The following is a 25764-nucleotide window of genomic DNA, read 5'->3' as shown; positions in this document are numbered from 1 at the left end:
ACTGGCACGCTTCATGCTTTTATCTGAGCAAACCATAACTGCGAAAACGCAGCATCTGCACAAGCAGGAGAAAAACAATGGATACCGCACTTTTTGTCGGGTTGGCACATAGAAGCGCACTGAAGCGGCGCATGGACGTGGTTGCACACAATATTGCAAACATGTCGACAACGGCTTTCAATAAAGAACGCGTGGTTTTCCGCCAGCATCTTATGGATGCGCCGGGTGCCGCAGCCACCACCGGTGGCAAGATCGCTTATGTCATGGATGCGGGTGTGACCCGTAATACAGACACAGGCAACATGATTTCATCCAATAATCCGCTTGATGTCTTCATCAAAGGTCGCGGATACCTTACCGTTACCGCAAGTGACGGGCAGACGGTATATACCCGCAACGGCCGCATGATGGTCGACAAGGATAGCGAACTGTCCCTCTTGTCCGGCGAAAAAGTGCTGGATAACAACGGGCAGACCATCCAGTTCGATGAAGAAGATGTCGATATCCATATCGCAACGGACGGCACCATCTCCACCAATAACGGAGAAAAGGGCAAACTTGGCCTCGTTTCATTTGCCAATGAGCAAGACATGAAACGCCGTGGTTCCTCGCTTTACGAGACCGGTCAGGCGCCTGAGCCACCCGAGAACATGACGGACGTTTCGCTCCGCCCCAAAGCTTTTGAGGGCTCGAATGTGAACGCCATCGAATCCATGGTCGAAATGATTGATGTGATGCGGGCCTATGAGCGCGCCTCCAAAAACTCATCCGGCTACGAAGATATGCGCAAGGACTCCCTCGACCGGCTTGCCCGCGTGCAATAACCGGCCGTCCCTAAAGGTAATTCCTGAAGGGTAACTGAGGAAAGGATCAGACGATGAAAGCACTTAGCACCGCAGCGACCGGCATGCTCGCACAGCAACTCAATATCGAGGTTATCTCGAACAACATCGCCAACATGAACACAACTGGCTTTAAACGCCAACGGGCGGAGTTCCAGGACCTTCTTTATCAGAATATCGAACGCGTAGGGGCCAACTCGTCCGACGCTGGCACCACGGTCCCGAGTGGGATTCAGGTGGGTGTGGGTGTCCGTGCCGCTGGTGTTTACCGCATCACGGACCAGGGTAGCCTCTCGAACACCGGCAACGAATATGATGTCGCCATCAACGGACGTGGTTTTTTCCACATCCAGTTGCCAGATGGTCAGTCTGCGTACACCCGCGCCGGTTCATTCCAGGTTGACCAGGACGGCCGCCTCGTGACCCCTGAAGGGTATCCGGTTCAGCCGGTCATCAACATCCCGCAGGATGCCATTGACGTGTCGATCAACGAACAGGGCGAGGTTGCCGTCAAGCAGGACGGCCAGACCAACCCGGCTGTGATCGGTACCTTTGACCTCGTGACCTTCCCGAACGAAGTGGGGCTTGAGGCCGTGGGCGGGAACTTGTACCTCGAAAGCCAGGCTTCGGGTGCCCCGAACGTCAGTCAGGCGGGCCTGCCCGGTTTTGGCAAGATTGTGCAAGGGTACCTTGAGCAATCCAACGTAAACGCGGTGGGTGAAATCACATCCATGATCTCCGCGCAGCGGGCTTATGAGCTCAATTCCAAAGTTATCCAGACCTCGGATGAGATGCTCCAAGCCGCTAATAACCTGCGCTAATAGGAGGGCATGATGCAGACCACAGGTAAAACATATAGGCACATCCTGATTGCTGCCCTGCTGGCCGGGGCAACCACCCCGGCAGCAATTGCCGCAGACCTGCGCGAGCAACTTTCTGTGATCGACCCAGTTATCAAGCTTGGCGACCTGTTTACCGACCTTGGTGCCGACGCCGAAACCATCGTGCTCGAAGCCCCTGCGCCCGGTGACAGCAAACAACTCAGTTCATATGAGCTTGAGCGTATCGCCGAGCAATATAACATCGATTGGGAGCGACCAACCTATCTCAAGCGGGTAAGTGTTTATCGCGAAGGCAACGCCTTCACGCTTGACGACCTTGGTGATATCGCCCTCAGAGAAGCACAGGCGCAGGGCCTCACTGGCACGGTGGAAATTCAGGTCTATGGCCGCCGCAGCGGACTTTACCTGCCTGCCGACGCAACCGTAAACGACATAGAACTGGAAAACTTTGAGCTGAACAGCCGTCAAGACCGGTTTACCGCCACTGCATTGCTGCCGACCGGAACCAACCAGCCGCAACGCCTGACCATCTCAGGCCGTGTGCAGGAAGTCCGCATGGTACCAACACTTGCACGTATGCTCACCCCTGGTGAGGTTATCAGCCAGGGTGATATCGAGTGGACCAAAATGCCGGTGCGCCAGATCAACTCTCGCGTGATTTTGTCCAGCAACGAGCTGTTGGGCCAGACGGTAAAGCGGACCCTGCAGCCAGGCCGCGCCCTCTTCACCAGCGATGTGGCGCCGCCCGTCGTGGTCGAGAAAGGTAGCGTGGTCACCATGGTGCTTCAGGTTGGGTCGTTGTCGCTTAGCGCGTCGGGCCGTGCGCTCGAAGCCGGCGGAAACGGCGACATGATCCGCGTGATGAACACAAAATCCAAACAAACAGTTGACGCGAGGGTGATCAGCCCCGGCCAGGTCGCCGTCACCAGCAACAGCTTAACGCTTGCCGCGATGTAAAGGAGGCAACCATGTTGAAACAATTTGCACAGAAGACATTCCTCCTTGCCGCGCTGACATCGCTTGCTGCGTGCGGTGCCGCGGACCGGATCAGCAACATCGGCAAGGAGCCGGACCTGACCCCGATCAAGGACATCAAGGCCCCGGTAGCCCAACGGTCGATCAGCCTGCCCATGCCCAGCAACACACCGGACAAATACCAGCCGAACTCGCTGTGGCGGACAGGCGCCCGTGCTTTCTTCAAGGATCAGCGCGCCAGCAATATCGGCGACATCCTGACGGTCAACATCGCCATTTCAGACAGCGCCCAGATCGGCAACTCGACCGCACGGTCACGCACCACGGCGGAAAGTGCCGGTCTGCCGAACTTCCTAGGTTATGAACAAGGCATTCGCGGCCTCCTGCACGGTGCTGCTCCTGCAGAGGGGGAGGACACTCGCCCCAATGTAGAGTCCAGCACGCTTATTGGTGCTGATTCCGGTTCGTCCTATGCCGGTGCAGGCTCTGTCGACCGCTCTGAAGCGATCAATATGACGGTTGCCGCCATCGTGACCGAGGTGCTGCCAAACGGCAATCTTGTGATCCAGGGCCGCCAGGAAGTACGTGTGAATTTTGAGAAACGTGAGCTCCTGCTCGCCGGGATCGTACGGCCGGAGGATATCTCCAGCGGCAATACGATTTCCCACACACAGATTGCCGAAGCCCGTATTTCATACGGCGGCAAGGGACAGATTACAGATGTGCAACAGCCTCGTTATGGGACCCAGCTGTATGACATCATCTTCCCATTCTAATGACATCAACCAAGGAGGACTATGGAGAGAGACTAGTAAGTTACTTACCGAAATAAAGCCAACTGACAAAGGCCGGGCACCTGTCCCGGCCTCTTTTTTTGCCAATTAGGAATCCTAACGAATCGATTCGATTCGCAGCGATTTTGCCGCACTTACCATATTCTCAAGTGCTGGCTTCACTTCTTCCCAGCGCCGGGTCTTCAGGCCACAGTCGGGGTTCACCCATATTTGCCCAGGCTCCAGCACCGATGTGGCACTGGCAATTTTTTCGCGCAGTTCAGATACTGTCGGACAGCGCGGCGAGTGAATATCGTAGACGCCCAGCCCAATTTCATTGGCATAGTGGAAGTCCCTGAAAACATGCAAAAGACTCATGTCCGACCGCGATGCCTCGATCGATATGACATCCGCATCAAGCGCCGCGATAGACGGCAGGATGTCTTCGAACTCCGCGTAGCACATATGGGTGTGGATCTGGGTCGTGGCTGACGCCGCACTGGCAGAAAACCGGAAGCAGTCAACAGCCCACTCAAGATAGCCCTGCCAGTCAGACCGCCTGAGCGGTAAGCCTTCCCTGAGTGCGGGCTCATCAATCTGTACGATAGCAATCCCTGCGGCTTCAAGATCGCGGACCTCGTCGTAGATGGCACAGGCTATCTGCCGGCAGGTAACAGACCGCGGTTGGTCATCGCGGGCAAACGACCACTGCAAAATTGTTACAGGCCCGGTCAGCATGCCCTTCACCGGCTTGTCGGTCAGGGACTGCGCAAAAGACGACCATTTTACCGTCATCGGTTCCGGGCGAGCCACGTCACCAAAGATGATGGGGGGCTTGACACAGCGGGAGCCATAGGACTGGACCCACGCCTTTTTAGTAAACAGGAAACCGTCCAGCAGCTCGCCAAAATATTCCACCATGTCATTGCGCTCGAACTCGCCATGCACCAGCACGTCAAGTCCCGCCGCTTCCTGAAAGCGAATGGCCTTTTCGGTCTCGCTTTTGAGGAATTCATCATATTGAGCAGCGCTCAGCGCCCCTTTGCGGAAGGTGGCCCGAGCCTGCCTGACCGCGTCCGTCTGCGGAAACGACCCGATTGTCGTCGTCGGGAAAGACACCAGCTTCAGGCGTTCCTGCTGTTTGAAGGCGCGCACATCGCGTGCGGGACGTGCGGGCAGTTGCCCTGCGGCTGCAATGCGGCTGGCCACGGCAGGATTATGCACCCGGGGTGAAATGCGGCGTTCAGCGGCGGCGTCGTCACTGTCGTGAAAGGCCGGGGCAAAGGCTTCCCGCCCTTCATTCAGGGCACCCGCAAGCACCACAAGTTCGTCCAGTTTCTGGACAGCAAATGCAAGCCATGACGCGACTTCCACGTCCAGCGCCGTCTCCCCCTCAAGGTCAACCGGCACATGAAGAAGCGAACAGCTGGGCGCCACCTGCAGGCGATCCCGCCCGACGCTGGTTGCTGCATTTTGCGCCAACGCAAGGGAGGCGCTCAAGTCGTTGCGCCAGACGTTCCGTCCATCGACAAGTCCCAGGGACAGTACCTTGTCGTCCGGCCAATGCGGCAGAAGATGGTCAAGCTGTTCGGGGGCGCGCACAAGGTCAACATGCAGGCCCGCGACAGGCAGCGGCAACAGCCGTGAGAATTTGTCTGCCGCGCTGCCAAAATAGGTCGCCAGCATCAGCTTGGGCGCAGTGGGGGCAAGATAACCATATGCCCGCACAACGGCACTCAGCCACTCCGGCTCAAGGTCAAGGCACAGGACTGGTTCGTCAACCTGAACCCAGTCAGCGCCCGCGACCCCGAGGGCGGAAAGAATTTCCGCATACACCGGCAGAAAGTCATCAAGATAGTCAAGGGCCACCTTGTCTCCCGCCTTGACTTTGGCAAGCCGCAGGAATGTGACCGGGCCAATGATAACCGGGCGGGTGTCAATACCCAGCGCCTTGGCCTCGGCATATTGGCTGATCAGGCGTCTATCTTCCCCGTCCAGGGCGAGGTCTGGCGACAATTCGGGCACGATGTAGTGATAGTTGGTGTCAAACCATTTGGTCATCTCCATCGCGGGCAGTTCCCCGGTACCCCGCGCCATGGCAAAATAGGTATCAAGTGGTGATGCCAGCTCCGCGTGCCGGTACCGCGTTGGCGTCGCGCCCAGCGTCATGATCATATCCAGCATCTGGTCGTAAAACGAAAAATCCCCGCTCGGAATGATATCAAGCCCCGCTTGCTGCTGACGGTACCAGTGTGTGGCGCGCAGTTCCCTGCCGGTGGCCGCAAGGCCTGCCTGGTCTATTTTGCCTGCCCAGTAAGCCTCAAGCACGCGCTTGAGCTCTCGGTCCGCACCAATGCGCGGGAACCCCAGATTTGCAGAGTGTGTCATGGTCTTCAGTCCTCGTCTCACGACGGACAATATGTGCCGACCGGCACGCAATCTCGGCCGCAGACGCACGTCATGGGCGCCTGGCAGCTATCACGCGCAGGTTTCATACCATCATTTCATGAACGGCGCCCTAGTGGCGCATGGGCATCGGCAGCATCATTGGTCCATCCCCTCCGACAATCCCCGGCCGGATCAAGATTAAAAATAATCCGCTGGTAGGTCTCCTGGCTTGCGGACAAGGGGTGGCCGCCTTCCCAGCGCAACACGCGCCAGTGGCATAATTGAACACCCTGCTCCGCCGACAGTTGCGGGGGCAGCTTCGGACTGGGATCACTGAACGTTGTAATCCGGCACCGAATTCCCTGTTATTTCCCTGCGGAAACCAACGGCAGAAAAAACATATAAAGAAGTCTTTATGTTTTCAAGAAAGATATATTTAGCCAATAAAAAAGGGAGCCGAAGCTCCCTTGAAATGCTGCCTTGTAAATCAAGCCTAGTCGTCGCGGTGGACTTTTTCCGCACGCTCATGCGCTTCCTGTGCTTCGATCGTCATGGTTGCGATTGGCCGCGCATCAAGGCGGCGAAGGCTGATCGGCTCACCAGTCACTTCGCAATACCCGTATTCGCCATTCTCGATCCGGCGCAGCGCCGCATCAATCTTGGAGACCAGCTTGCGCTGGCGGTCACGGGTCCTGAGTTCCACAGACCAATCCGTCTCCGATGACGCGCGGTCGGCGATATCAGGCTCACGCAGGTTGTCTTGCTGCAGGTTTTGAAGCGTTTCCGCGGACTCGCGTTGAATGTCCTTTTTCCAGCCTTCAAGCTTGCGCCGGAAATATTCCAGCTGGAGATCATTCATAAATTCTTCGTCTGGCGACGGCTGGTACCCTTCGGGCAAAACGGTTGCTGTCGCTGTCATGGTTTCCGTCATTGTCACTCCCTAACAAATACACTTTGCCAGTCTTCGCCTAATTTCCCCCGAAGACCCGCGCCGTTATATAATGATTTCCGCCCGGCAGTACAAGACGTAATAAAAAGGCAATGAAACTGCGGATTACAGCAACAAAGAAAAACTGTTCAAGTCTTTGGAATCAAACGCCAAGTTTGGCGAGCTCAACTTCGGCCCGAAGTTCGATGTCAGCAAGGATATCGTTCAGTTTGCCATCTTCCGTCTTGCCACGCTGATTCCTTGCCAACTCAGCAAGGCCCCTCAGGTTCGCGATCGGGATCGAGCCCAACAGCAGGCCCTTGCGGACTTCTTCCAGGATATCCAGCATCTCTTCAGCGCGTTTGAGGCCCTTGGACCGGCTCTGGGTCGAGTCCGGTACTTCCTGAAGTGACAAAAGGGCATTGACCGGGGCAAGCGGGCTTGTCGAAGCGGGCCGTGAAGCCGCTTGGGCAGGACTTGAACTTTCAAGCGCGCCGCCAAAGGCAACGCCATCGCCCGCCTTTTTGCGAGACGTCTTTTTAATCGTCTTGGATTGTACTTGCCCGGGGCCGGTAATCTTCATGACTATCAATTTATTCCTTGCAAGCGGTATGAGCAAGCCTTGCTACACCGATCCGGTAAATTTATCCATGTATATCTCACCTGCTTTAAAAAAACCTTACTTTTCAAATAATTAACCGACATTATTTTTTGGCACGTTCTTCGCATATAATTGGCATGAGATACCACGTCCGGCAAATATGGCCGGGCCAGTTTAACCAAGGGTGCCGAAGCATGTTGAAAAATTCGCGAGTTCTGAAGCTGATCACCGCCGCTCTCCTCTCTTTCGGGCTTGCCGCCCCAAGCGAGGCTGCCGGCTCTTCACGCATCAAGGATATTGTGTCTGTGGAGGGCATCCGCGAAAACCAGCTCATAGGTTACGGCCTGGTTGTCGGCCTGAACGGCACCGGTGATACGCTGCGTAACACGCCCTACACTGAACAAAGCCTGACCTCGATGCTGGAACGCCTTGGTGTCAACGCCAAGGGCGAGAGCATGCGCCCCGAGAACGTTGCAGCGGTGATGGTAACAGCCACCCTGCCCTCTTTCTCACGTCAGGGTAACCGCATTGACGTGAACGTCAGCTCCATGGGTGACGCCGAGGACCTCAAGGGCGGTACCCTTATCGCAACGCCGCTCCTGGGTGCGGACGGCGAGGTTTATGCCGTGGCGCAAGGAGCCGTGGCTGTGGCGGGCTTCAGCGCGTCGGGTGACGCGGCGTCCATCGTTCAGGGCGTGCCGACAAACGGCCGCATCGCCAACGGCGGCATCGTCGAGCGTGAGATCCCGTTTGAACTGTCGGACCTGACATCGGTAAAGCTGTCACTGCACAACCCCGACCTGACAACGGCACAGCGCATTACCAAAACCATCAACGAATCCCTCAACACCAACATGGCGCGCCTTCTGGACCCGGCAACGATCCAACTGGACCGTCCGATCGGTTATGAACTCGCTCTGGTAGATATCCTGACCAATATCGAACAGCTAACCGTCACGCCTGACCAGAAAGCTCGCGTTATTATTGACGAGCGCACCGGCATTATCGTGATGGGTTCAGAGGTTCGCATCAATTCGGTCGCCATCGCGCAAGGCAACCTGACCATCAGCATCTCCGAGCAGCCACAGGTTTCACAACCCGGTGCCTTTGCCCAGGGCGGCCAGACACAGGTTGTGCCGCGCAGCACGGTGAATGTGGAAGAATCCGGCACGGAAAAACTGACCGTCCTGCCACCTTCCGTCACCCTGCAGGATCTCGTTGACGGCCTGAATGCCCTTGGCGTCGGCCCGCGCGACATGATCTCCATTTTGCAAGCCATCAAAGCCTCTGGCGCGATGCAAGCCGAAATTCAGGTGATGTGATGCAGCCGCAGATGATCAATACAGCGCAGACAAACGCCATCGAGGCCCAACTCGCCGCGGCGCGCGAAGGCATCGGCAAGGTTGGCAGCAACCTGAGCGACGCCCAGAAAGCGAAAGCCCGCGACGCGGCCGAGCAGTTTGAAGCCATCTTTATCGCGCAGATGCTCAACCCGATGTTCGAGACGATCGAGACCGACAGTCTGATGGGTGGCGGCCCGGCCGAGGGTGTTTACCGCTCCATGATGGTCGAGGAAGCCAGTAAATCCATCGCCAGCAAAGGCGGGATCGGCATCGCTGACAATGTTTATCGTGAACTGTTGAAAATGCAGGAGGTCTGATATGCCACTAGATCCGCTTCCCCAAATCCCTGCGACAAAAGAAGCCCCGCCCATCACGGGCCACGGCGCTCACCTGGCGCGGTTGACCATTGCGCTGACCGAACTGATTGGCAGGGAAACCGATTATCTGCGCGCGCGCCAGCCCCGTGAAGCGCAAAAGCTGCACGGCGAAAAAAGCCGCCTGATGGCTGAATACCGTGAAACCCTGAACAAAGTGCGCGTGAATGAAAATACACTTGGCCCCAAGGGTTCTGAAGAACGCACCTATCTAAAGAAACTGACAGATGCCTTCCGTGAAATGCTGCGCGATCACGCGCGTGTGGTCTTGCGGCTCAAATCTGTTTCAGAAGGCCTGATCCGCAGCGTCGGGGAAGAAGTATCCAAGCGCAACCGCTCCGTGGTTGGTTACGGCAAAAATGCCGCACAGACGGCGGCTCGCGCACGGCCAACATCGCTCAGCCTCAACCAAGTGATATGAGCGGCATTGCCCCCATACCCCAGGCTGCCCTTCTGGCGTTACTCAAACAACCAAACATGAACGCAGCCCGCCTGCCGGACTTCTCCGGCAGCGGGCGCTTTCAGGCCGAGCTTCTGAGCTTCCAGCGCGCCGAAACCATTACGGGGCAGATGAACACGCAGCTTGTATCAACGGTGCGCCCATCGGTTTTCATCCCAGACCTGAATGCCTCGGCTGCCTGTGCCCAAGGCACAACCCAAAAGCGTTCCGAGCCGAAGAAAAAAGACAAACCCGGCAACGGCGGCCACGCCGTCACCCCGGCACCGCGCAAGCGCTAGCCCCCTGGCCTGCCCCCTCATCTGTCATTATCGCTGATCCACATACCACGCCGCTCGGCAGATGTTGCTGCCGCCTTCGCTTTAAGCCCCTGATTGCCTTGGCTAATTTTACCCCCTGCAATGCTACACCCTTCCGTATTTAAAAATAATCATTATATTTCAATACGTTATACATATAATTTTTTGGCACACCTATTGCATTGAGGTATGCAAGCCGATGGACGGCCGGGAAAAAATGTCATGAGAAGGAGAGGTTAAATGACCTTTTCAATTAATGTGAATGCCAGTGCACTTGATGCACTTCGGAATCTGAACAACACAAGCAAGCAGCTTGAAACGACTCAGACCCACATCAACACGGGCCTGAAAATCTCCTCTGCCAAGGATAATGCTGCTGTCTTCTCCATCGCGCAAAAGTTGCGCGGTGACCTTAAAGGCCTCAACGCTGTGAAGCAGTCGCTCGATCGTGGTATTTCCACTGTTGACGTGGCGCTCGCCGCCGCTGGCGCGATCTCTGATCTACTGCTGGAAATGAAAGAGAAAGCCGTCGCCGCTGCTGACCAGGGCCTCGACACCATCAGCCGTAGTGCGCTGAGCCAGGATTTCACAGCGCTTCGCGACCAGATCACCACCATCGTTGAAAACGCAACGTTCAACGGCACAAACCTGATCGACAGCGGTTCCGATGCGATTGTGGCCATTACAAACGCCGACGCGACACAAACGCTGACCGTAAGCCACCAGACACTGACACTCAGCAGTGCCAATATTCCGATCACCACAACCCAGGCAATTTCGACCCAGTCCACCGCCTCGGCTGCTGTGACCGACATTACAACCGCGATCACCAACCTGAACGCCGCCCTGACCCGGCTTGGTTCCGGCTCGACAGCACTTGAGCAGAACCGTTCGTTCGCCGGCAAACTGGCCGACGTGATCGAGGTAGGTATCGGTAACCTTGTTGATGCCGACATGGCCAAGGAAAGTGCAAACCTGCAGGCGCTGCAAGTGAAACAGCAGCTCGGTGTGCAGGCGCTTTCGATCGCCAACCAGTCGCCACAGTCCATCCTTTCCCTCTTCCAGGGTTAAAGGCAGCCTGATGGCAACGCTTCATGACATTTTCCGCCTAGCGCAAACCGGGGGTGCACAAGCAGCCCCGGCCAGCGCCAGCGCCAGCGCCATGTTATCAGCCACGTCATCAATTGTGTTTAGAGTTTTACCCGTTCAGCCCAGAACGCTTTTCACCGCGCTGACAACACGCGCGACATCACCGTCCGTCATGGCTGGATAGATGGGCAGGCTGAGCACCCGGCCATAATAGGTCGCTGCCCCCGGCAGATCCGGGTCCCCATAGAGATCACGATAGTAGGGCTGCCACGGCACCGGCAGATAATGCACCTGCGTGCCCACGCCCAGCGCCTGCAATTCACGCATCACCGCCGCGCGGTCCTTGCCCACCCCGTCAAAATCAATCAGCACCGGATAAAGATGCCACGCCGAGGAGGCCAGCTTCGTGCGCCTCACCGGGCGCAAGCTATTGGAAAACTTGGAAAATGCAGTGTCATACTGGTCGGCAATTTGTGCCCGGCGCGCGACAAAGGCGGGCAGTTTCTTAAGCTGGCTCAGTCCCAGCGCACATTGCATATCCGTCGCGCGGTAATTATAGGCCAGTTCACGCATTTCATAATACCAGGGGTTTGGCTGCCCGTCCGCAGCAAAACCCTGGGCATCAAGCTGCCAACGCGCGCTGTCGCGTTCCATGTCGTGGCCACGTAGCTGGCGGATACGACGCGCCGCTGCCCCATCATTCGTGGTGACAAAACCACCCTCGCCCATCGCAATGGATTTGACCGGATGCAATGAGAAACAGGCAAAATCCTCATATTTTCCGTCGCCGGGATGCCCCCCCTCATGGTAGGCCGCGCCCAGCGCATGACAACAATCGGTGATGACGCGCGCACCGTGCTGGCGGGCGAAGTCTGTCACCGCCAACATTTCCACACACTGGCCGTTCAGATGCACGGGCATCACGGCTTTGATAGGCCCCTCCGCCGCCCTTGCCGTTGCCGCGAGGGTCTCGTGTGTCAGCAGCCCGGTGTCGGCATCCACATCGGCAAAAATCACATCCGCGCCCGCCATGCGCACTACATTAGCGGTCGAGAGGAAGGTCACCGCGGGCACCACCACCTTATCACCCGGGCCAACGCCTGCGGCAATCACCGCCAGATGCAGCGCCGTGGTGCCGTTTGAGCAGACAATGGCTTCCTTCGCGCCGATGGCCTGTGCGAAAGCGGCTTCAAACTCTTCCACCTTAGGCCCGCACGTTAGCGCACCGTGGCGCAGCACGTCGACAACGGCGGCGATATCATCTTCATCGATGGAGTGGCGCCCATAGGGCAGAAAACCCTCGCTCATGCCGGACCCTATTCCCCGCCTTCCGGGATTTTCTTGAGGATATCCTGCAGTTCATCAACGCCAAGCCAGTCGTCATTGATGTCGCTCGAATATTCAAAGCCTTCCGGCATGGTCTCGAACCCTTTTTCCGTCAGGTCATCACGGTCCCAGAAATGCCATTCCGGCTCAATCACATAACGGTCGCCCATATCAACGGTATGGCTGGCGTTATGCTCGGTGATCATGATCTCGTGCAGCTTCTCGCCAGGGCGGATACCCACATGCCTGACCGGCATGCCCGGCGACAAGGCCTCCACAAGGTCAGGGATGCGCATGCTGGGGATTTTCGGTACAAAAATCTCGCCGCCCTGAATTTGCGGCATGCAGGAAAGCGTGAAATTCACCGCTTCATCCAGCGTGATCCAGAAACGGGTCATGCGCATGTCGGTCACTGGCAGTTCGGCGGCACCCTTTTTGATCAGGTCGCGGAAAAACGGGATCACACTACCGCGTGAACCCAGCACATTGCCGTAGCGTACCACGGCAAAACGTGTGCCCGTGCCGGAGGCGAGCGAGTTAGCCGCCACAAAAATCTTGTCGGACGCCAGCTTGCTGGCGCCATAAAGATTGATGGGGTTCACCGCCTTGTCGGTCGACAACGCGATCACGTGCTTCACCCCCGCCTTGATGGAGGCCTGCACCACATTCTCGGCGCCGATCACATTGGTACGGATACATTCAAACGGGTTATATTCCGCCAGCGGCACCTGTTTCTGCGCCGCAGCGTGCACCACAACATCCACGCCGCGCATCGCCATCGTAAGCCGGTCCACGTCGCGCACGTCACCGATGAAGAAACGCACTTTTTTAACGTGTTCCTCCGCGATCGTGTTCTGCAGCAGGAAGTGGTTATACTCCCCGCGCGCGAAAATAATCACCCGCCGGGGTTCATGATGCTCGAGAATTGCCTTGAGAAGCGTTTTACCAAACGACCCCGTGCCCCCTGTGATGAGGATGGATTTCCCCTTGAGGTCGGTTTTCGAAGTATCAAAACTGCTGATAGCCACGGGCTGCTCCCATTCAACCTTATTCATGCGCGAGACTAGCACCCCGCAAGGGCGCTTCAAAGAACTTCTTTATTTTAGAGCGTGTTAGGCGAGCGACCGGGGGCGTGAATATTGCCCGCCGCCCACATACGCATTCATCCGGGGCACAGCAAGCGTGGGACAATTAAGTATTATGCCCTTCGAATTCCAGCCCGGATGGACGCGGCAATGCCGTAATCCACATTTTTCGCCTGCAGGACGGTAAATTTGTCGAACGTTGGCGTGTTGGCCAGCCCACCCCGAAGACATCCGTTCACGGCAACTCGATATTCTGAGGCACACGCAGCTTCGGGCGCGGACGGTGACGCGGCCTAATTATAATAGGGCCGGTACTTAACCAGCCTAAGGACTGGCGCCCGTCAGGCAGACGCCAGTCGGAGGAATTTTATTCCTCAAGCTTTTCAACAAGCTCAATGGTGTAGTGGCCATACGCATTATACTTGCCGGACGTCACACCGTTTTTCACCGTGCCGAAGATGTCACTGCGCGACTTGGTCCAGCGGTAGGTGATTTTCACCACACCGGCCTCACCGCGGTCAAGCACACCGGCATGAATGGCGGTCAGGGCAATGCTGCTGTTGCCGTCATAGGTGCCATCGCCGAAAACCTTCTGGTTTTCGCCCGGCGTCGCGTCCACAAACATCATGGTGTAGGTGTTCTGCTTCATGCGCATGTTTTCAAAACGATTGGGCGCAAGACCGGCCTGATGCTTGACAACAAGAGCCTCGATCGCCTTGTCCCTGTTGGTCAGGCGTTCTGCCAGGGCGTTTTTCTCAGCAAGCGCCGCGCCGTCTTTTTCAAGCTGCACATACCAGCGGTCGCGGCTACCTGTTTGCAGCATGCCGTCGGCACTGAGGGTCCACACCTCATTCAGATACATGTTCAGGGTTTTATGGGTGTTGCTGCGCGCACGCACTTTCACTGATTTACCGTCCTCTGCGACAGTGAAACCTGCGTCAACCGTCAGCTTGTCATTGGGGTTGTCGGTGACATACAGGGTAAAGGGCGCAATGCCGGATGCCTCGTCCCCTTCGGGGAAGGTAATCTCAACTCCGGCTGTGCTCTTTTTGTCGCGCCCGGTATAAACGCCGCCATTGCGCATCATCGGGGCTTTGGCGACCCATGTGCCGGCAATTTCCGCACGAAAGGCTGCGATCGTGTCCGCTTTTTCCTTGGCGGCGGCCGCGATGGCTGCCTGACGCTCGGCCTCTTCCCTCGCGAGTTTGTCTTCATACGCCTGTTTGAACTCGGCGGCTTCATCCGTGCCTTCAAAGGCGTATGTACCTTCGGCAAACTGGCCAAGTGCGGTGCCATTGACCCGGATAATGTCAAAGCGGTCAATGCTGACCGTCCAGCTGTTGCCCTTCAGGCGTGAGGACGTGATGACGGTGCCGCTCAGCTCCTGCCCTTTGCTGTAAAGCTGCTTGAGCACGACCTTGTCGTCAAACCGGTCCACGACCGAGACAAAGTCATCGGCGAATTCAAGCGTGACATTGGCCCGGTTCCTGATCAGCGGCTCAACCTGCGAGCCTGCGTTCTCGGTTACCAGAATTTCCACACCCTCAACTTCAAGCCCGCTGGGCAGGTTAAAGGCGATGGCATTTTTTATATCGTCTTCACTTGGCTGGTCATTGCTGCCGGAACAGGCTGCAAGCATAACCATGAATAAAGTGCCCACGAAGGCCTTTGAAAACTTCATCCACCGGTTCATAATTTCCCCCATACTTCATTTCTTAGGTCATCAAATTATTGACGGCCACATGCTGAACAAAAAATTAACATGCGACTGTCAAGCATTTCCCTTTCCGCCGTGCGGCAGCATAACTGGTTTGCATGTTTCAATAATCCCTACGATACCACCAGATACACCGAAGGCAACCCAAAGAGGCCGCAACACCTTATGGCGCATCCACGGAACGGGCGCTGGCCCAATAGCAATGCAAATACCCCATAAGATTTCCGCAAATTGAAAATCAACAGCGACCTTTGATGAGGTGACAGAAGACGGAAGGGTGATTAGGCGTCGCGAGCAGTATCGGGCGGATAATCTGGTTTTCCTGGCCGGGCTCAGCCGCGACACCCTTGATTCCATGTCCATCCTGATCTGACCGAACGAACTACGGCGGGGCCGCGAGGGCCCAGCCCTTGATCTGGCAACCGAGCTGCACGCGCCTGCGCCGGCGCGGGCCATGGCGTCGTTGTCAGGCAAGGCCGGATGCCTCCTTGTCAATCGCGCAATCGTCACTTAAAAAAGACGAAACGCAATCAAAGGCTTATTATGCGCATCTGTTTTTGCATTACCGGGCAGGTAAGAGGCAATCTCGACAATATCCGGCAGTTGGTACCGACCCTGTCGGCGCATGATGTAAGCTATATCGTACAAGTGTGGAACAAGCGCGGCATAGCGCCCAGCAAAAACATGATTGGCCGCCGCCGTACCAGCATGGCTGATGAAATCGGGTTGCTGGCGGGGCCCTATGCCATTGAGGCCGGCACCATCGAAAGGGTCTATGCTCTTCTGGAAGAAAGGCATGCCAAATCTGGTGCCGATACCCACGTCAGGCCCGAGGAATTCGCCTTTCTTCCCGCTGGCAAAAGCCACGTCGACATCAAAACCCTCGACGAGCTGGAAGCCAACCTGCCGCCCCAGCCGATACCGATTGAAGAAACCGACAATAATATCAAGATGTGGTATCTGATCGACAAGGCTGACCAAAAACGGCGGGAACTTGAGGAAAACAGCGGTAAAGCTTTCGATGTCGTGATCCGCATGCGGGCGGATACATTGTTTGCGCGCAATCTGGACAGTGTGCTGGAGCGCGTCGCGGATGACCTGGCAAACGGCATCGTCTACACCGACAGCTTCTGGTCCGATATGTTTGAAGGCAACCGCGTGTATCTGGTTGGTGACCAGGTGCTTATCGCGCGGCCCGATGTCATGGATATCTGCACCAGCTATTATCACCAGTGGCGGCTGCCACGATATCTGCGCAAGGAGCGCAGCGACGCGCATTATGTGCTGTGGCGGTTTTTGCACGGAGAGAAAGGTCTGGAGATCAAAGGACTGCCGGTCGTTGATCGCCTCACCGCCACCAGTTCCCGCATGGCCCTTGTCAGCCTTGCGCCGCATTTTGACCTTGGCTTTGCGCGCGAGCAACTTGCGGCATGCCCGCCGCAGCCCGACACACCGGAGCGGGATCTCGGCACCCTGCTGGCCATGAATGCATGCATCGAAACTACTGAAACCCGCGCGGAACTTGAGGCCCTGCTTGACAAGGTGGCGGCACAGCCGTTTCACGCAGACAGCCGTTTCGGTGCTAGCTGGCTGCGGGCCAAGGTCTTGCGCAAACTGGCATTACCCCTGAAGGCGTTCGAGCTATATTGCGCGGAACTGACGGATATATTCAACCGCGGTGGCGAGAGGGTGTTTGAAGACATCCTGCTGCGGGAGGGGAGCTTCACCCTCGCCGAGGCCGACAATACCAGCCCTGAGAGGCTGAGGCAGATGCTCGCCGACGAGCTTTGGTTGGCGATAGGGAGCATTTTGCAGTCGGCCAACCAGCTTGAGGCCGCGACAGACATGTTCCAGTCCTGCCTTCAGCGCGGCCAGCACACGGTGCACCTGTATGAAAGGCTGGTCTATGGCTTTGTACGCCTCGGCCAATGGCAAGAAGCGCTCGACCACGCCAGGGCATGCGCGGACGGGCAGGTGTTTAGCCCCCATCTCAAGCAACTGGCGGAACGGGCTGCCACCGCACTCGGCCGCCCCGAAGAGATGAGCCATTTTGACGAGATAGCGCGTGAACAAGCGTAAGGTTGATCGCTGGCATTCAGGAACCCAGCGTGGGGGAATGAGGCACCCTGCCCGCGAATGCGCGGCGATGTGTCGGATGCGCGAATTCCGGGGACACAATACTGAATTGTTCAGGCCTGCAACGGGTGATAGTGTTTTGCCATGGCACGGCTTGCACGACGGGTTGTTCCCGGTCATCCGCATGCGCGTACCCCAGCGCGGGGTGCGGCGGATGGAGACAGCGGCTTGAAGAAGAAACAGGCCGATCCTTGGCAAAGAAGAACCCCGGCCGCAAGCCAAAGCGTAACCCGGAAGGGAGTTAAGTATTGTGTCCCCGAAATTACATATTCGATATCATACCGGCCTGTCGCCCCCGGTATAACAATTAAGTATTATGTCCCCGGAATTCATTCACGCCAGATAGAGCGCATCGGCCTTCTCCGCGCCCCGCAGCAGCTTAATAGCATTGCTAATCCTTGTCGAAGCGGGAGATAAAGAGACGAGTCACGACCATCATAAATAGTACACCAACAGCACCACGAAAGCTCAAGGTACGCTCCAGCCAATAATCAAGCGCAACAACTCCTGCGATGATAAAAGTTGCCTTTGTGAGCCAGATGAGAATTTTCTTCCCTTCTTTAGCTTTCTCCGCATCAAAGGATGTTAAATGCTGTTTCTCCATTCGCACCTTTCCTAGTTCCTGTTAGCCCACGAGTATGCTGGGCATTCCTGTGGTTTCCATGTCTCCGGAGTGAAAGCAGGAGCCCTCTCTTCATTTCGGAAAAAGGAGGAATTCCGGGGACACAATACTTAATTGCTCCAAACGCTTGACAGGGAAGCCCTCCCCTCCCCGCGCCTGCCGCCCTTGCCGCGCCTAGCCTTTGTTGACCAGTTGGACGCAATAGCGCAAGAGCGGGGTGCCGATGCGGTCGCGCAGGCCTTCGTCGCTGCGGGCCGCTGTTTCATCTGTCTCCCTCAGCGTGATGGCGGCGCGGGCGAAGAAGCTGTCGCCCACCGCTTCACACTGGATGAGGCCCGCACCCGCCGCATCGGTGCGTTTCATCGTCAGCTTAACCGCGTGTTTGTCATCGCCAATCTCCAAGGTACCGCCGGTCATGCCCAGCCCGGTGGTGGCCGAAACAAGGCGCGACACCGGCTTGCCGTGGTCCACCGGCACTGAGCCGCGCTTCCACAGGCTGTGGCGCTCTGCCTCGTGGCCGCCGTTATGGCTTTCAAAATACAGTTTTTTTCGGTTAAACGCGCGCGGGTTCAACGTGACATGCGCCAGCCGTTTGGGGCCCGACATCGGTTTCTCGGAAAGGCCGAGGTAACAGACCTCCAGCCGCTGTTCATCCGGCCAGAAGCGCAGCTGTTTCTGTATTGGCCCCATGCTGCTGGGGATGTCGGCATAGATCTCAATCGCGCCCTCCGCCACGTCGTAGGCAACCTTCGGGTCGCAGCGCTGGAGGTCAGTTATCTTGTGAGCGTTCAGCGGTTCAGCAACCAGATGGCCGGAGTAGAAGTCAGCGCCATAGGCGATATCGTCATAAAAGCCATGCGCCATGGTGCCGATAAGACCATTTGGGGCCGGTGCGCCCGCCGTGTAAGGCTCGCCCCGGCCAAAGCCAAAACTGTGGATCGCCATGCCACGATAAAGGTTCAGGACCAGATGGCCCGCATCCGTCTCAACGCTTAAAAAGCGGTTATCCCGCTCAAACCTGATACCCGCTGGCAGCGCGGCGCTTGCCCCGCCCAGTTTCCGCACAGCCGTGCGGGCGGGAAAAAGGCCTGAAGCCAAGGATTTCCAACGTTTTTCAGTGATGTGGGTCCTGAAATCACTCGCCCACATTTCGCACAATTTTTGCCACTTATTCGCGTTTTTATCATCTTCAAATTGTAGTTTTTCAAACTGGCGCCAGCAATAGGTGTTCAGTCCGAGGTCATCACGGCCTGTCACGGCCCAACGCAGCACATTATATTTGCGCTGCTTTTTCACCGGCACCGGCGCCGCCGCGCTCTCCAGCCGGATAGGCTCCGCGTCGTCATCCAAAAGGCTCAGCGCTGCGCTTGGCAGCACCAGTTCTATCGCACCGCTTGAGGTAAGTGCCTGAAACAGAAGGCGGATACGCTCTGCCTCCACCCCTGCACTAGCGGACGCGGCTTCGCTTGAAAAGCGGCCCGGGCGATAATCGAACACCTCGGCATCGCTGGTATAGATCGGTAGCGCCTTGACGCCGTTCTCAATCTGCAGGCTCAGGAACTCAAAATATTCCTCGGCATCAATTTCACCGTGGGCATAGCGCTGAAACTTCTGGAACGAGATGGCGTCCGACCAGATGACGGGTAAAACACAATCGCCGGACCCGATAACCCTTTGAGGTGTATGGTATTTTTTTCGCCCCCACTCCGGGTGGTGGCTGGCGGGTTCGGCCCAGTCCATCATGATGGCCCTGAAGCCTGCGGCCTTGTAAAGCGGCAAAATGCCCGGTGAATAAGCCTGTTCGTTAATCAGCGCCACGGTCGGTCTGACGCCCAGCATGCGCTCGTAACCCTCCAGCCCTAGCTTGAGGTTCCACTCTGTCATCTCGGGCGGTACAAGGGGGGCGATCATCTGGACATGGCCGCTGGCGATCAGTTCCACCTTGCCTTCGCCGATCAACTTCCCGAGCGTGCTTATCCAGCTTGCATCGCAACGTTCAATCGCTTGCAGGGTATAAGAAGTTGCTTCAATTCCAATGGGATAGCCAGCCCTGGCCAGCTCCAGCAATGGCCAGTAGCAGCGCTTGACAATAGCGCCGTGATCCTCTTCCTCGACTGAGGAAAAAGCCAGATTGAGATGGAAGGCGGTATATGAAAGCGTGCCCGACAAAAGCGCCCCTTTTGTTTCAGTCACCCTCTACGGTTAAGGCAAAAGCGTCAAGTGCTGTTTCAGCATTACGGACCGCCTCTTCCCGCGTGTTTCCCGTGGCTTGCACCATGGCGACCGACGCCGCCGCGTTCATCGCGCCGCCAACGCGCGCGCCAATCTCGGCCCAGTGTTCAAACGCCAGCACGCCGGGGGATGACAACACCGCCTCTGGCCGCGAAAAGCCAGTGATCCTGCCGCTTTCAGGGATAAGCCAGCGGGTGCTGACATGCCGTTCAAACTTGGCGTTCCAGTCGGCGGGCTGTAGTGTTTCGCCCAGCGCCGTACGCGCCGCCCCGGCCACAAGATCGACCCCGGTCGACAGCGGTATCTGGTGCGTGCAGAAATAGCCACCCGAGAGACGCGCGGCGAGCTCTATGATATAGGGCTTGCCCGCGTGCACCACGATGTCACCCTTGATGATCCCCTGGCTGATGCCCAGCGCCGTCGCACCCTTGCTGACAAGCGCCGCAATATCATGCTTCACCGCGTCATCTAGCTCGGACGGCATGTCGCCACCATTTTCGACAATAAAAGGGGCAAAACGGTCAAGAAATTCATAACTTCGGTCAGACATTGCTGGTGTCACAGCCTCGCCGCCAACCACAATACTTTCGGTGCTAACCTGCGGGCCGGAAAGGTATTTTTCGGCCATCACTTTGCCACTGGGGGAGTTCTCCTGCGCATTTGAGAATGCCCAGTTGACGTCACCACCCGCGCGCATCAAACTGACCCCCTTGGAGCCGCGGCTGTCTGTTGGCTTGACCACAACAGCCCCCCATTCGGCCAACGTGCCCGCCAGTTCTTTAACGTCAGCGATCGCCCGGTATGGCGGTATCGCAACGCCCAACGACTGAAAGCGGTCTTTCATCGCAAGCTTGTTGACGGTCAGGTCCGCGCTTTCGACGGGAATACCGGGCAAACCAAGCTCATCCGCGATGCGCGCCACAACATGGGGCACATCGCAGGCCAGACACATCACCCCGTCAATCGGCGTATGGGCATGAAACGCGCGTACAGCGGGAATACATTCCTCTGCATGGTACACACTGGCAAGCACACGGTGCGCGGCATAAGCAAAACCCGGTGCATCCGGGTCCATGTCGCAAACGACAAGCTCAAGACCAAGCGCCTTGAGCCGTTCAAGCCCCGCTGCGGCCTGCCTGCTGCCGCCAAGAACCAGCAGCCGGGCCATTAGAAGTACAAACCGCCATTAACATTGATGGTTTGCGCTGTGACATAACTGGAACGATCACTGGCCAGGAATACAGCGGTTTCCGCCACTTCATCGGTAGTTGCGAAGCGCTTCATCAACACGCTGGCAGCCGCCGCCTTCACAGCCGGGTTATTCAGTGCATTTGCCGCCATCTCGGAAGCCACAAGCCCGGCCGCCAACGTGTTGCTGCGGATGCCATCTGCGGCAAGGAACCGTGCAATCACCTGTGCGAGCGAGATAAGCCCGGCCTTGCTGGCGGCATAATGCGCGGTGCGCGGCCCGCCATATTGCCCGGAAACCGACCCGATATGAATGACGCTCCCCGCATCAGATTTGCGGAGCAGGCCCAGCGCTTCCTGCGTAACCACAAACGGCCCTTTCAGGTTGACACCCAGAATTTCGTCCCAGTCGTCATCGGTAATCTTGTCAAAATCTTCCGGCTTGTTGATACCTGCATTGTTGACAAGCACATCCAGCTTGCCCGCCTCGGCCTCAATTTTCGCAAACATCTGGCCAAGCGCCTTGCGGTCCCGTACGTCAGCGCGGAAAGCGCGCCCCGACGGCAGACCATATTCCTTGCACGTTGCCTTGGCGGCCTCCTCATTGGCGGCGAAGGAGAAATACACGTCAGCGCCTTCGCGCGCAAAAGCGCCGACGATGGCCTTGCCAATGCCCCGGCTGCCGCCGGTTACCAGTGCGGTTTTACCTTCAAGCTCCACCTAGCCCCCCTATTTCAACAAGCTGCGGCACGCGTTTGCGATAGCCGCGGCGTCGGTTTCAAACATGGCTGGCAGCTCGTCGTGTTCGCCGGATTTACCAAACCGGTCCTTCACGCCGACAAAACGCATACGCGCGGGTGCATGCTCGGCCAGACACTCCGCCACGGCGCTGCCCATACCCGCCATGGTGTTATGGTCTTCCGCGGTCACAATACCGCCGGTTTCCCTCGCCGCGGCCACCATTTCCGCCACATCGATCGGCTTGATGGTGGCAAGGTTGACCACGCGGGCGTCAATGCCCTCACCCTTGAGGGTTTCGGCAGCATCAAGTGCCCGGGCCACCATCACCCCCGTCGCCACAATGGTCACATCCTTACCGTCACGCAGGCGATCAGCCTTGCCGATCTTGAATTCATGGTCCGCGCCATACACTACCCGCGTCGCGCTACGGCCAATACGCAGGTACACCGGGCCCTTGTGGTCCAGTACTGCGGTGAAAGCCTTCATAAATTCGTTTGCGTCCGCCGGGCTGATGACCGTCACCCCCGGTATGGCTCGCATGGTCGCGAAGTCCTCAAGCATCTGTGCCGTTGCCCCGTCCGGCCCGACATCTAGTCCATGGTGGGAACAGCAAAGCTTCACATTGCGTTCCGCATACGCAACGGCGGTACGGAACTGTTCGTGCGCCCGCATGCAGCCAAAAGCCGCGAAGGTGGAAACCACGGGGATAAGCCCCGTGTCCGCGACGCCCGCAGCAGCGGCCATCATGTTTTGCTCAGCAATACCAAATTGCATCACGCGGCCCGGGTGCGCGCCGACAAGCGGCTTGGCGCCGGTACCGCCCGCGACATCGGCGTCCAGCAATACCCAGTCTTCGCGCTGCCCGGCTTCATGCACAAGAATGCGGCCAAATGCTTCCCGCACGGAAACCTGTTCCCCTTTATTCCAATAGCTCAGCTCAGTCATCACGCCGCCTCCAGCTCTTTGAGCGCGTCGCTCAGTTCCGCGTCCTTCATCGTCACGCTGCCGTGCCAGTAAAGAACACCCTCCATGAAGGAAACGCCCTTCCCCTTGACCGTATCGGCCACGATGAAGGTTGGCTTGCCCTTGGTGTTTTTTGCTTCCATCAGTGCCTTATGGATGGCAGCCGTATCATGGCCGTCGATGGCGACGGTATGCCAGCCGAATGCCGCGACTTTCTGAGCCACATCACCGAGGCTGAGCTGGGTTTCAACGGGAGCATCGCCCTGCAGTTTGTTGCCGTCATAGATAACAACCAGATTATCCAGCTCCTTGAAACCCGCGGACATAATGGCCTCCCAGGTATTGCCTTCCTGCATGTCACCGTCACCCACAATGACATGTGTACGGAAGGGAAGCCCCTGATGTTTGGCGCCCATCGCCATACCAAGGCCCTGGCTCAAGCCCATGCCGAGCGAGCCTGACGGCGCATCCACGCCCGGGATGCGAAAATCGGGATGGCCTTCCATAATACTGTCGATGCGACGCAGGGTCTCGGCCTCCGCAACAGGGAAGTAGCCTTTGTGCGCCAGCGCGGCATACAGCGCCGGGCATGCGTGTCCCTTGGAAAGCACCAGCCTGTCCCGTGTCACATCGTCGGGCTTTGCCGGATCAACGTTCATCACGTCAAAGTATAAAACCGCCAGCATATCGGCGATCGACAGGCTGCCACCCGGGTGGCCCGAACGCGCTGCGTGGATCGCCTTCAGGGATGTCACGCGGATCTGCCGCGCCATCTCGTTCAGGTCATTTCTCATGGTCTTCCCCTACTCTACCCTTCAAAACATCATCGAGGGTCAATACATCCGTTCCCGGCATCAGCGCGTCCAACTCGACCTTGATCTCATCAAGGTAAAGCCGGGACGCGACAAGCACCACGTCCGGCTTCATTTCAGTGATGGCCTCCGGCGCCTTGATGGCTACGCCAAACATTTCAGACACATATTTGTGGATATTTTTATCAACAACACCCGCCAGGCGTCTGGCGTCAAAGCCACCAATATCAACAAGGCTGGTGAAAATACGCCCGGCACCCCAGATGACAACACGGCGGTGCCCCGCAAATGTCATCAGGTTCTGGGCGCCCGCTTTCAGCTTCTGCTGGTTTTCCTGCAGGTTTTTGGCATATGCCGCCAGCAGCGCTTTCTTCTCGACGGTTTCGCCCGCAATTGCGCCAGCCTGCTTGACCTGCCCCGGCGTGGCAATAACCGTCAGATTGGTGACATCATCGGGGTTTGGCGCTTGCAATATCTTGAACCCGGCAGCCTCCAGCGTAGCGCACAAGGTTGGCGCGCTATAGTGATAGAGATGTTTATCGATAAACCATTCTTCCACGAGGTCAGTGCCCGCCAGAAAGGCAATATTCGGCACTTCCAGAAACAGGATACCGTCCGGCGTCATGGCCTCACACACGGCGCGCAGTGAACTGAGCGGGTGGGCTTCGTGTTCCAGTGTGTGGCAGTGGTAAACCAGATCATATTTGGCTTTAGGCAACGCGACAGCTTCGATACGCTTGTTGATAACCGCTATATTTTCGCGGCCCTGATACTCAGCCAACACTCGTTCATCAGGCTCAACGGCATCAATCTTTATATCGGGCGCCTGTTTTTGCAGGGCCAGGATGAAACTGCCCCGGTTGGCCCCAACATCCATGCAGTATTTGAAACGTTCAAGCGGGCGATATTTTGCAATGGTATCCAGCGCGAACTGCGTGCGGAAGCCTTTGCCATAGCGAATATTGCCAAAACCCGCGCCACTGTCTGGAAAGGCAGACCGGCGGGCAACATGGTCAATACGCGGCAAACTTTGCACCAGGCCGCAATCATCACACACATAGGCTTTCAAGCCCCGCGCCGTACCCGGCACATCATAGGCCATGGCAAGGCCAGAACTGCCGCACAGGTCACAACGCTCTGTCTCTGTTACGCCACTCATTCAGGCATTCCCCCTCGTCGGATTATATTCCAGCACATATTCGTCCTGCGTGTCATAGCCAAGGGCTTTCATCTCAGCTCCCGCCAACGTCCAGAAAGTCTCAAGCTGGTCGTCTTCCAGCATGAAGTTTACCGGTTTGATGACATTATGGGGCCTGACCATCAGTTCAACCTGTTCTTCGCCGAGTGGTAAACCGGCAAACGACAGCATGTCTTCCAGGTTTTCCCGGCTGGCCGTGATGTCTTCAAGCCGGACTCGGATATACCGGGACTGCTCGAGTAACCCGAGCTTTTGCCGAACTTCCCGATTGATCTGCGCCCAATGGTACGCAATGCGTGAAAAATGATCAAACGATTGATAGTCCTGATAAATTTCGTCTGATCTCCGCGCCATGGGCCACCAGTATTTCTTCTCAGGCGGTGGTTTTGGGCCATCCGCCTCAAGATAGGCACGTAGAGCGTTTACCGAGCGGTCATCAAGGCATTCATGCCCCAGCTTGTGATAAAGCGATGACACGGCCTTGCGGCCATCGCGCACAAGATGGATAAAACGTGCTTCGGGGAACGCCCCGGCGAGAATATCAACAAACCACGACAGCTTGTTGGAACAGTCCCCCCAGACCGGCGTTTCAGAAAAACTGATAGCCGCACCATATAGCGACCGAAGCGATGCCATTACCTCATCGCGGCCAACCCGACCATGCCAATATTCTACGCCAAGGGGCTGCACATGGTGGACCATATATTCATGGTGCATGGTGACATTGCCGTAGGAATCAAAAAGCCGCCCAAGCGCCTGCGTGCCCGAACGTCCGCATCCAACAATGAACAATGGTTGAGCCTTATCCGGCACCTGTTCGCCCTTCCGTTTCT

The 25764-nt window shown here is 57.1% G+C and carries 24 protein-coding genes and 1 riboswitch; of the genes, 10 read left to right on the top strand and 14 right to left on the bottom strand.

The genetic code is table 11. From position 1 onward, the window contains the following. Window positions 1–77 precede the first annotated feature (77 nt). From OEU85_RS10675 to flgH, 4 genes are read left to right on the top strand one after another with little or no spacing between them, the layout of a single operon-like run. Window positions 78–824, top strand: coding sequence for a flagellar hook-basal body complex protein (locus tag OEU85_RS10675; protein ID WP_262691465.1), 747 nt, complete (start codon window positions 78–80; stop codon window positions 822–824). A 53-nt stretch (window positions 825–877) separates the two neighbouring features. After that, window positions 878–1663, top strand: coding sequence for a flagellar basal-body rod protein FlgG (gene flgG, locus OEU85_RS10670; protein ID WP_262691464.1), 786 nt, complete (start codon window positions 878–880; stop codon window positions 1661–1663). 9 nt (window positions 1664–1672) lie between these two features. After that, window positions 1673–2641 (top strand): flagellar basal body P-ring formation chaperone FlgA, encoded by a 969-nt coding sequence (flgA, locus tag OEU85_RS10665; RefSeq protein WP_262691463.1) that lies wholly within the window; start codon window positions 1673–1675, stop codon window positions 2639–2641. An 11-nt stretch (window positions 2642–2652) separates the two neighbouring features. Further along, window positions 2653–3435, top strand: a complete 783-nt coding sequence (gene flgH / locus OEU85_RS10660; RefSeq protein ID WP_262691462.1) for a flagellar basal body L-ring protein FlgH — start codon at window positions 2653–2655, stop codon at window positions 3433–3435. Between the two features lie 114 nt (window positions 3436–3549). Here flgH and metE read toward each other — a convergent pair whose 3' ends face one another. From metE to OEU85_RS10645, 3 genes are all read right to left on the bottom strand, one after another. Then, window positions 3550–5820 carry a 5-methyltetrahydropteroyltriglutamate--homocysteine S-methyltransferase gene (gene metE, locus OEU85_RS10655; RefSeq protein WP_262691461.1) on the bottom strand — a complete coding sequence of 757 codons (2271 nt, stop codon included), beginning with the start codon at window positions 5818–5820 and terminating at the stop codon, window positions 3550–3552. Window positions 5821–6017: 197 nt separating this feature from the next. After that, window positions 6018–6222, bottom strand: a riboswitch (cobalamin riboswitch). Window positions 6223–6313: 91 nt separating this feature from the next. Further along, window positions 6314–6751 (bottom strand): RNA polymerase-binding protein DksA, encoded by a 438-nt coding sequence (gene dksA / locus OEU85_RS10650; protein WP_262691460.1) that lies wholly within the window; start codon window positions 6749–6751, stop codon window positions 6314–6316. 160 nt (window positions 6752–6911) lie between these two features. Further along, window positions 6912–7331 carry a flagellar assembly protein FliX gene (locus OEU85_RS10645; RefSeq protein WP_262691459.1) on the bottom strand — a complete coding sequence of 140 codons (420 nt, stop codon included), beginning with the start codon at window positions 7329–7331 and terminating at the stop codon, window positions 6912–6914. Between the two features lie 212 nt (window positions 7332–7543). On the opposite strand from OEU85_RS10645, the gene OEU85_RS10640 reads away from it, so the two are divergent. The 5 genes from OEU85_RS10640 to OEU85_RS10620 all read left to right on the top strand — a co-directional run bounded on the left by OEU85_RS10640 (window position 7544) and on the right by OEU85_RS10620 (window position 10893). Further along, complete coding sequence (locus tag OEU85_RS10640; protein ID WP_262691458.1) at window positions 7544–8671, top strand: flagellar basal body P-ring protein FlgI; 1128 nt, start codon at window positions 7544–7546, stop codon at window positions 8669–8671. Continuing rightward, window positions 8671–9009 carry a rod-binding protein gene (locus OEU85_RS10635; protein WP_262691456.1) on the top strand — a complete coding sequence of 113 codons (339 nt, stop codon included), beginning with the start codon at window positions 8671–8673 and terminating at the stop codon, window positions 9007–9009. The genes OEU85_RS10640 and OEU85_RS10635 overlap by 1 nt, the downstream gene beginning before the upstream one ends. Before the next feature lies 1 nt (window position 9010). After that, the gene (locus tag OEU85_RS10630) at window positions 9011–9487 is read left to right on the top strand and encodes a hypothetical protein (protein WP_262691455.1); all 477 of its coding nucleotides are present in this window, start codon (window positions 9011–9013) and stop codon (window positions 9485–9487) included. Further along, window positions 9484–9804: a hypothetical protein gene (locus OEU85_RS10625; RefSeq protein ID WP_262691454.1), complete on the top strand. Its 321-nt coding sequence runs from the start codon at window positions 9484–9486 to the stop codon at window positions 9802–9804. Before OEU85_RS10630 ends, OEU85_RS10625 begins: the two co-directional genes overlap by 4 nt. Window positions 9805–10062: 258 nt before the next feature. Then, entirely contained in the window at window positions 10063–10893 is an 831-nt protein-coding gene (locus OEU85_RS10620; RefSeq protein WP_262691453.1) for a flagellin, read from the top strand. A gap of 135 nt (window positions 10894–11028) precedes the next feature. Here the strand turns inward: OEU85_RS10620 and pseC are convergent, their stop codons facing one another. The 3 genes from pseC to OEU85_RS10605 form a co-directional block, all read right to left on the bottom strand. Continuing rightward, entirely contained in the window at window positions 11029–12219 is a 1191-nt protein-coding gene (pseC, locus tag OEU85_RS10615) for a UDP-4-amino-4,6-dideoxy-N-acetyl-beta-L-altrosamine transaminase (RefSeq protein WP_262691452.1), read from the bottom strand. A gap of 8 nt (window positions 12220–12227) precedes the next feature. After that, a complete protein-coding gene (gene pseB, locus OEU85_RS10610; RefSeq protein ID WP_262691451.1) occupies window positions 12228–13265 on the bottom strand; it encodes a UDP-N-acetylglucosamine 4,6-dehydratase (inverting) in 1038 nt (345 codons plus the stop codon). A gap of 424 nt (window positions 13266–13689) precedes the next feature. Then, window positions 13690–15015, bottom strand: a complete 1326-nt coding sequence (locus OEU85_RS10605) for an LCCL domain-containing protein (protein ID WP_262691450.1) — start codon at window positions 15013–15015, stop codon at window positions 13690–13692. Between the two features lie 567 nt (window positions 15016–15582). Between OEU85_RS10605 and OEU85_RS10600 the strand changes: the two genes are divergently transcribed. Continuing rightward, window positions 15583–17118 carry a tetratricopeptide repeat protein gene (locus tag OEU85_RS10600; protein ID WP_262691449.1) on the top strand — a complete coding sequence of 512 codons (1536 nt, stop codon included), beginning with the start codon at window positions 15583–15585 and terminating at the stop codon, window positions 17116–17118. A 448-nt stretch (window positions 17119–17566) separates the two neighbouring features. Here OEU85_RS10600 and OEU85_RS10595 read toward each other — a convergent pair whose 3' ends face one another. From OEU85_RS10595 to OEU85_RS10560, 8 genes are all read right to left on the bottom strand, one after another. Continuing rightward, the gene (locus OEU85_RS10595; protein ID WP_262691448.1) at window positions 17567–17779 is read right to left on the bottom strand and encodes a hypothetical protein; all 213 of its coding nucleotides are present in this window, start codon (window positions 17777–17779) and stop codon (window positions 17567–17569) included. 192 nt (window positions 17780–17971) lie between these two features. After that, window positions 17972–19990 carry a hypothetical protein gene (locus tag OEU85_RS10590; RefSeq protein WP_262691447.1) on the bottom strand — a complete coding sequence of 673 codons (2019 nt, stop codon included), beginning with the start codon at window positions 19988–19990 and terminating at the stop codon, window positions 17972–17974. Continuing rightward, window positions 19983–21197 carry an ATP-grasp domain-containing protein gene (locus tag OEU85_RS10585; RefSeq protein ID WP_262691446.1) on the bottom strand — a complete coding sequence of 405 codons (1215 nt, stop codon included), beginning with the start codon at window positions 21195–21197 and terminating at the stop codon, window positions 19983–19985. The genes OEU85_RS10590 and OEU85_RS10585 overlap by 8 nt, the downstream gene beginning before the upstream one ends. Next, complete coding sequence (locus OEU85_RS10580; RefSeq protein ID WP_262691445.1) at window positions 21197–21937, bottom strand: SDR family NAD(P)-dependent oxidoreductase; 741 nt, start codon at window positions 21935–21937, stop codon at window positions 21197–21199. Before OEU85_RS10580 ends, OEU85_RS10585 begins: the two co-directional genes overlap by 1 nt. A gap of 9 nt (window positions 21938–21946) precedes the next feature. Next, complete coding sequence (locus OEU85_RS10575) at window positions 21947–22903, bottom strand: transketolase family protein (protein ID WP_262691444.1); 957 nt, start codon at window positions 22901–22903, stop codon at window positions 21947–21949. Further along, window positions 22903–23715: a transketolase gene (locus OEU85_RS10570; RefSeq protein ID WP_262691443.1), complete on the bottom strand. Its 813-nt coding sequence runs from the start codon at window positions 23713–23715 to the stop codon at window positions 22903–22905. The genes OEU85_RS10575 and OEU85_RS10570 overlap by 1 nt, the downstream gene beginning before the upstream one ends. Beyond that, on the bottom strand, window positions 23705–24892 hold the full coding sequence (locus OEU85_RS10565; protein ID WP_262691442.1) for a methyltransferase domain-containing protein: 1188 nt from the start codon (window positions 24890–24892) through the stop codon (window positions 23705–23707). The genes OEU85_RS10570 and OEU85_RS10565 overlap by 11 nt, the downstream gene beginning before the upstream one ends. Next, window positions 24893–25744 (bottom strand): sulfotransferase family protein, encoded by an 852-nt coding sequence (locus tag OEU85_RS10560; protein WP_262691441.1) that lies wholly within the window; start codon window positions 25742–25744, stop codon window positions 24893–24895. It abuts the gene before it with no gap. Window positions 25745–25764 lie beyond the last annotated feature (20 nt).

Source organism: Kordiimonas aestuarii (genome assembly GCF_025574465.1).
GTDB classification, from domain to species: domain Bacteria; phylum Pseudomonadota; class Alphaproteobacteria; order Sphingomonadales; family Kordiimonadaceae; genus Kordiimonas; species Kordiimonas aestuarii.
This window is presented reverse-complemented; position numbering and strand designations above follow the sequence as displayed.

Coding starts and splice junctions, on each gene's coding strand:
- OEU85_RS10675 (WP_262691465.1), top strand. CDS start 78: ATGGATACCGCACTTTTTGTCGGGTTGGCACATAGAAGCGCACTGAAG.
- flgG (WP_262691464.1), top strand. CDS start 878: ATGAAAGCACTTAGCACCGCAGCGACCGGCATGCTCGCACAGCAACTC.
- flgA (WP_262691463.1), top strand. CDS start 1,673: ATGATGCAGACCACAGGTAAAACATATAGGCACATCCTGATTGCTGCC.
- flgH (WP_262691462.1), top strand. CDS start 2,653: ATGTTGAAACAATTTGCACAGAAGACATTCCTCCTTGCCGCGCTGACA.
- metE (WP_262691461.1), bottom strand. CDS start 5,820: ATGACACACTCTGCAAATCTGGGGTTCCCGCGCATTGGTGCGGACCGA.
- dksA (WP_262691460.1), bottom strand. CDS start 6,751: ATGACGGAAACCATGACAGCGACAGCAACCGTTTTGCCCGAAGGGTAC.
- OEU85_RS10645 (WP_262691459.1), bottom strand. CDS start 7,331: ATGAAGATTACCGGCCCCGGGCAAGTACAATCCAAGACGATTAAAAAG.
- OEU85_RS10640 (WP_262691458.1), top strand. CDS start 7,544: ATGTTGAAAAATTCGCGAGTTCTGAAGCTGATCACCGCCGCTCTCCTC.
- OEU85_RS10635 (WP_262691456.1), top strand. CDS start 8,671: ATGCAGCCGCAGATGATCAATACAGCGCAGACAAACGCCATCGAGGCC.
- OEU85_RS10630 (WP_262691455.1), top strand. CDS start 9,011: ATGCCACTAGATCCGCTTCCCCAAATCCCTGCGACAAAAGAAGCCCCG.
- OEU85_RS10625 (WP_262691454.1), top strand. CDS start 9,484: ATGAGCGGCATTGCCCCCATACCCCAGGCTGCCCTTCTGGCGTTACTC.
- OEU85_RS10620 (WP_262691453.1), top strand. CDS start 10,063: ATGACCTTTTCAATTAATGTGAATGCCAGTGCACTTGATGCACTTCGG.
- pseC (WP_262691452.1), bottom strand. CDS start 12,219: ATGAGCGAGGGTTTTCTGCCCTATGGGCGCCACTCCATCGATGAAGAT.
- OEU85_RS10605 (WP_262691450.1), bottom strand. CDS start 15,015: ATGAACCGGTGGATGAAGTTTTCAAAGGCCTTCGTGGGCACTTTATTC.
- OEU85_RS10600 (WP_262691449.1), top strand. CDS start 15,583: ATGCGCATCTGTTTTTGCATTACCGGGCAGGTAAGAGGCAATCTCGAC.
- OEU85_RS10595 (WP_262691448.1), bottom strand. CDS start 17,779: ATGGAGAAACAGCATTTAACATCCTTTGATGCGGAGAAAGCTAAAGAA.
- OEU85_RS10585 (WP_262691446.1), bottom strand. CDS start 21,197: ATGGCCCGGCTGCTGGTTCTTGGCGGCAGCAGGCAGGCCGCAGCGGGG.
- OEU85_RS10575 (WP_262691444.1), bottom strand. CDS start 22,903: ATGACTGAGCTGAGCTATTGGAATAAAGGGGAACAGGTTTCCGTGCGG.
- OEU85_RS10570 (WP_262691443.1), bottom strand. CDS start 23,715: ATGAGAAATGACCTGAACGAGATGGCGCGGCAGATCCGCGTGACATCC.
- OEU85_RS10565 (WP_262691442.1), bottom strand. CDS start 24,892: ATGAGTGGCGTAACAGAGACAGAGCGTTGTGACCTGTGCGGCAGTTCT.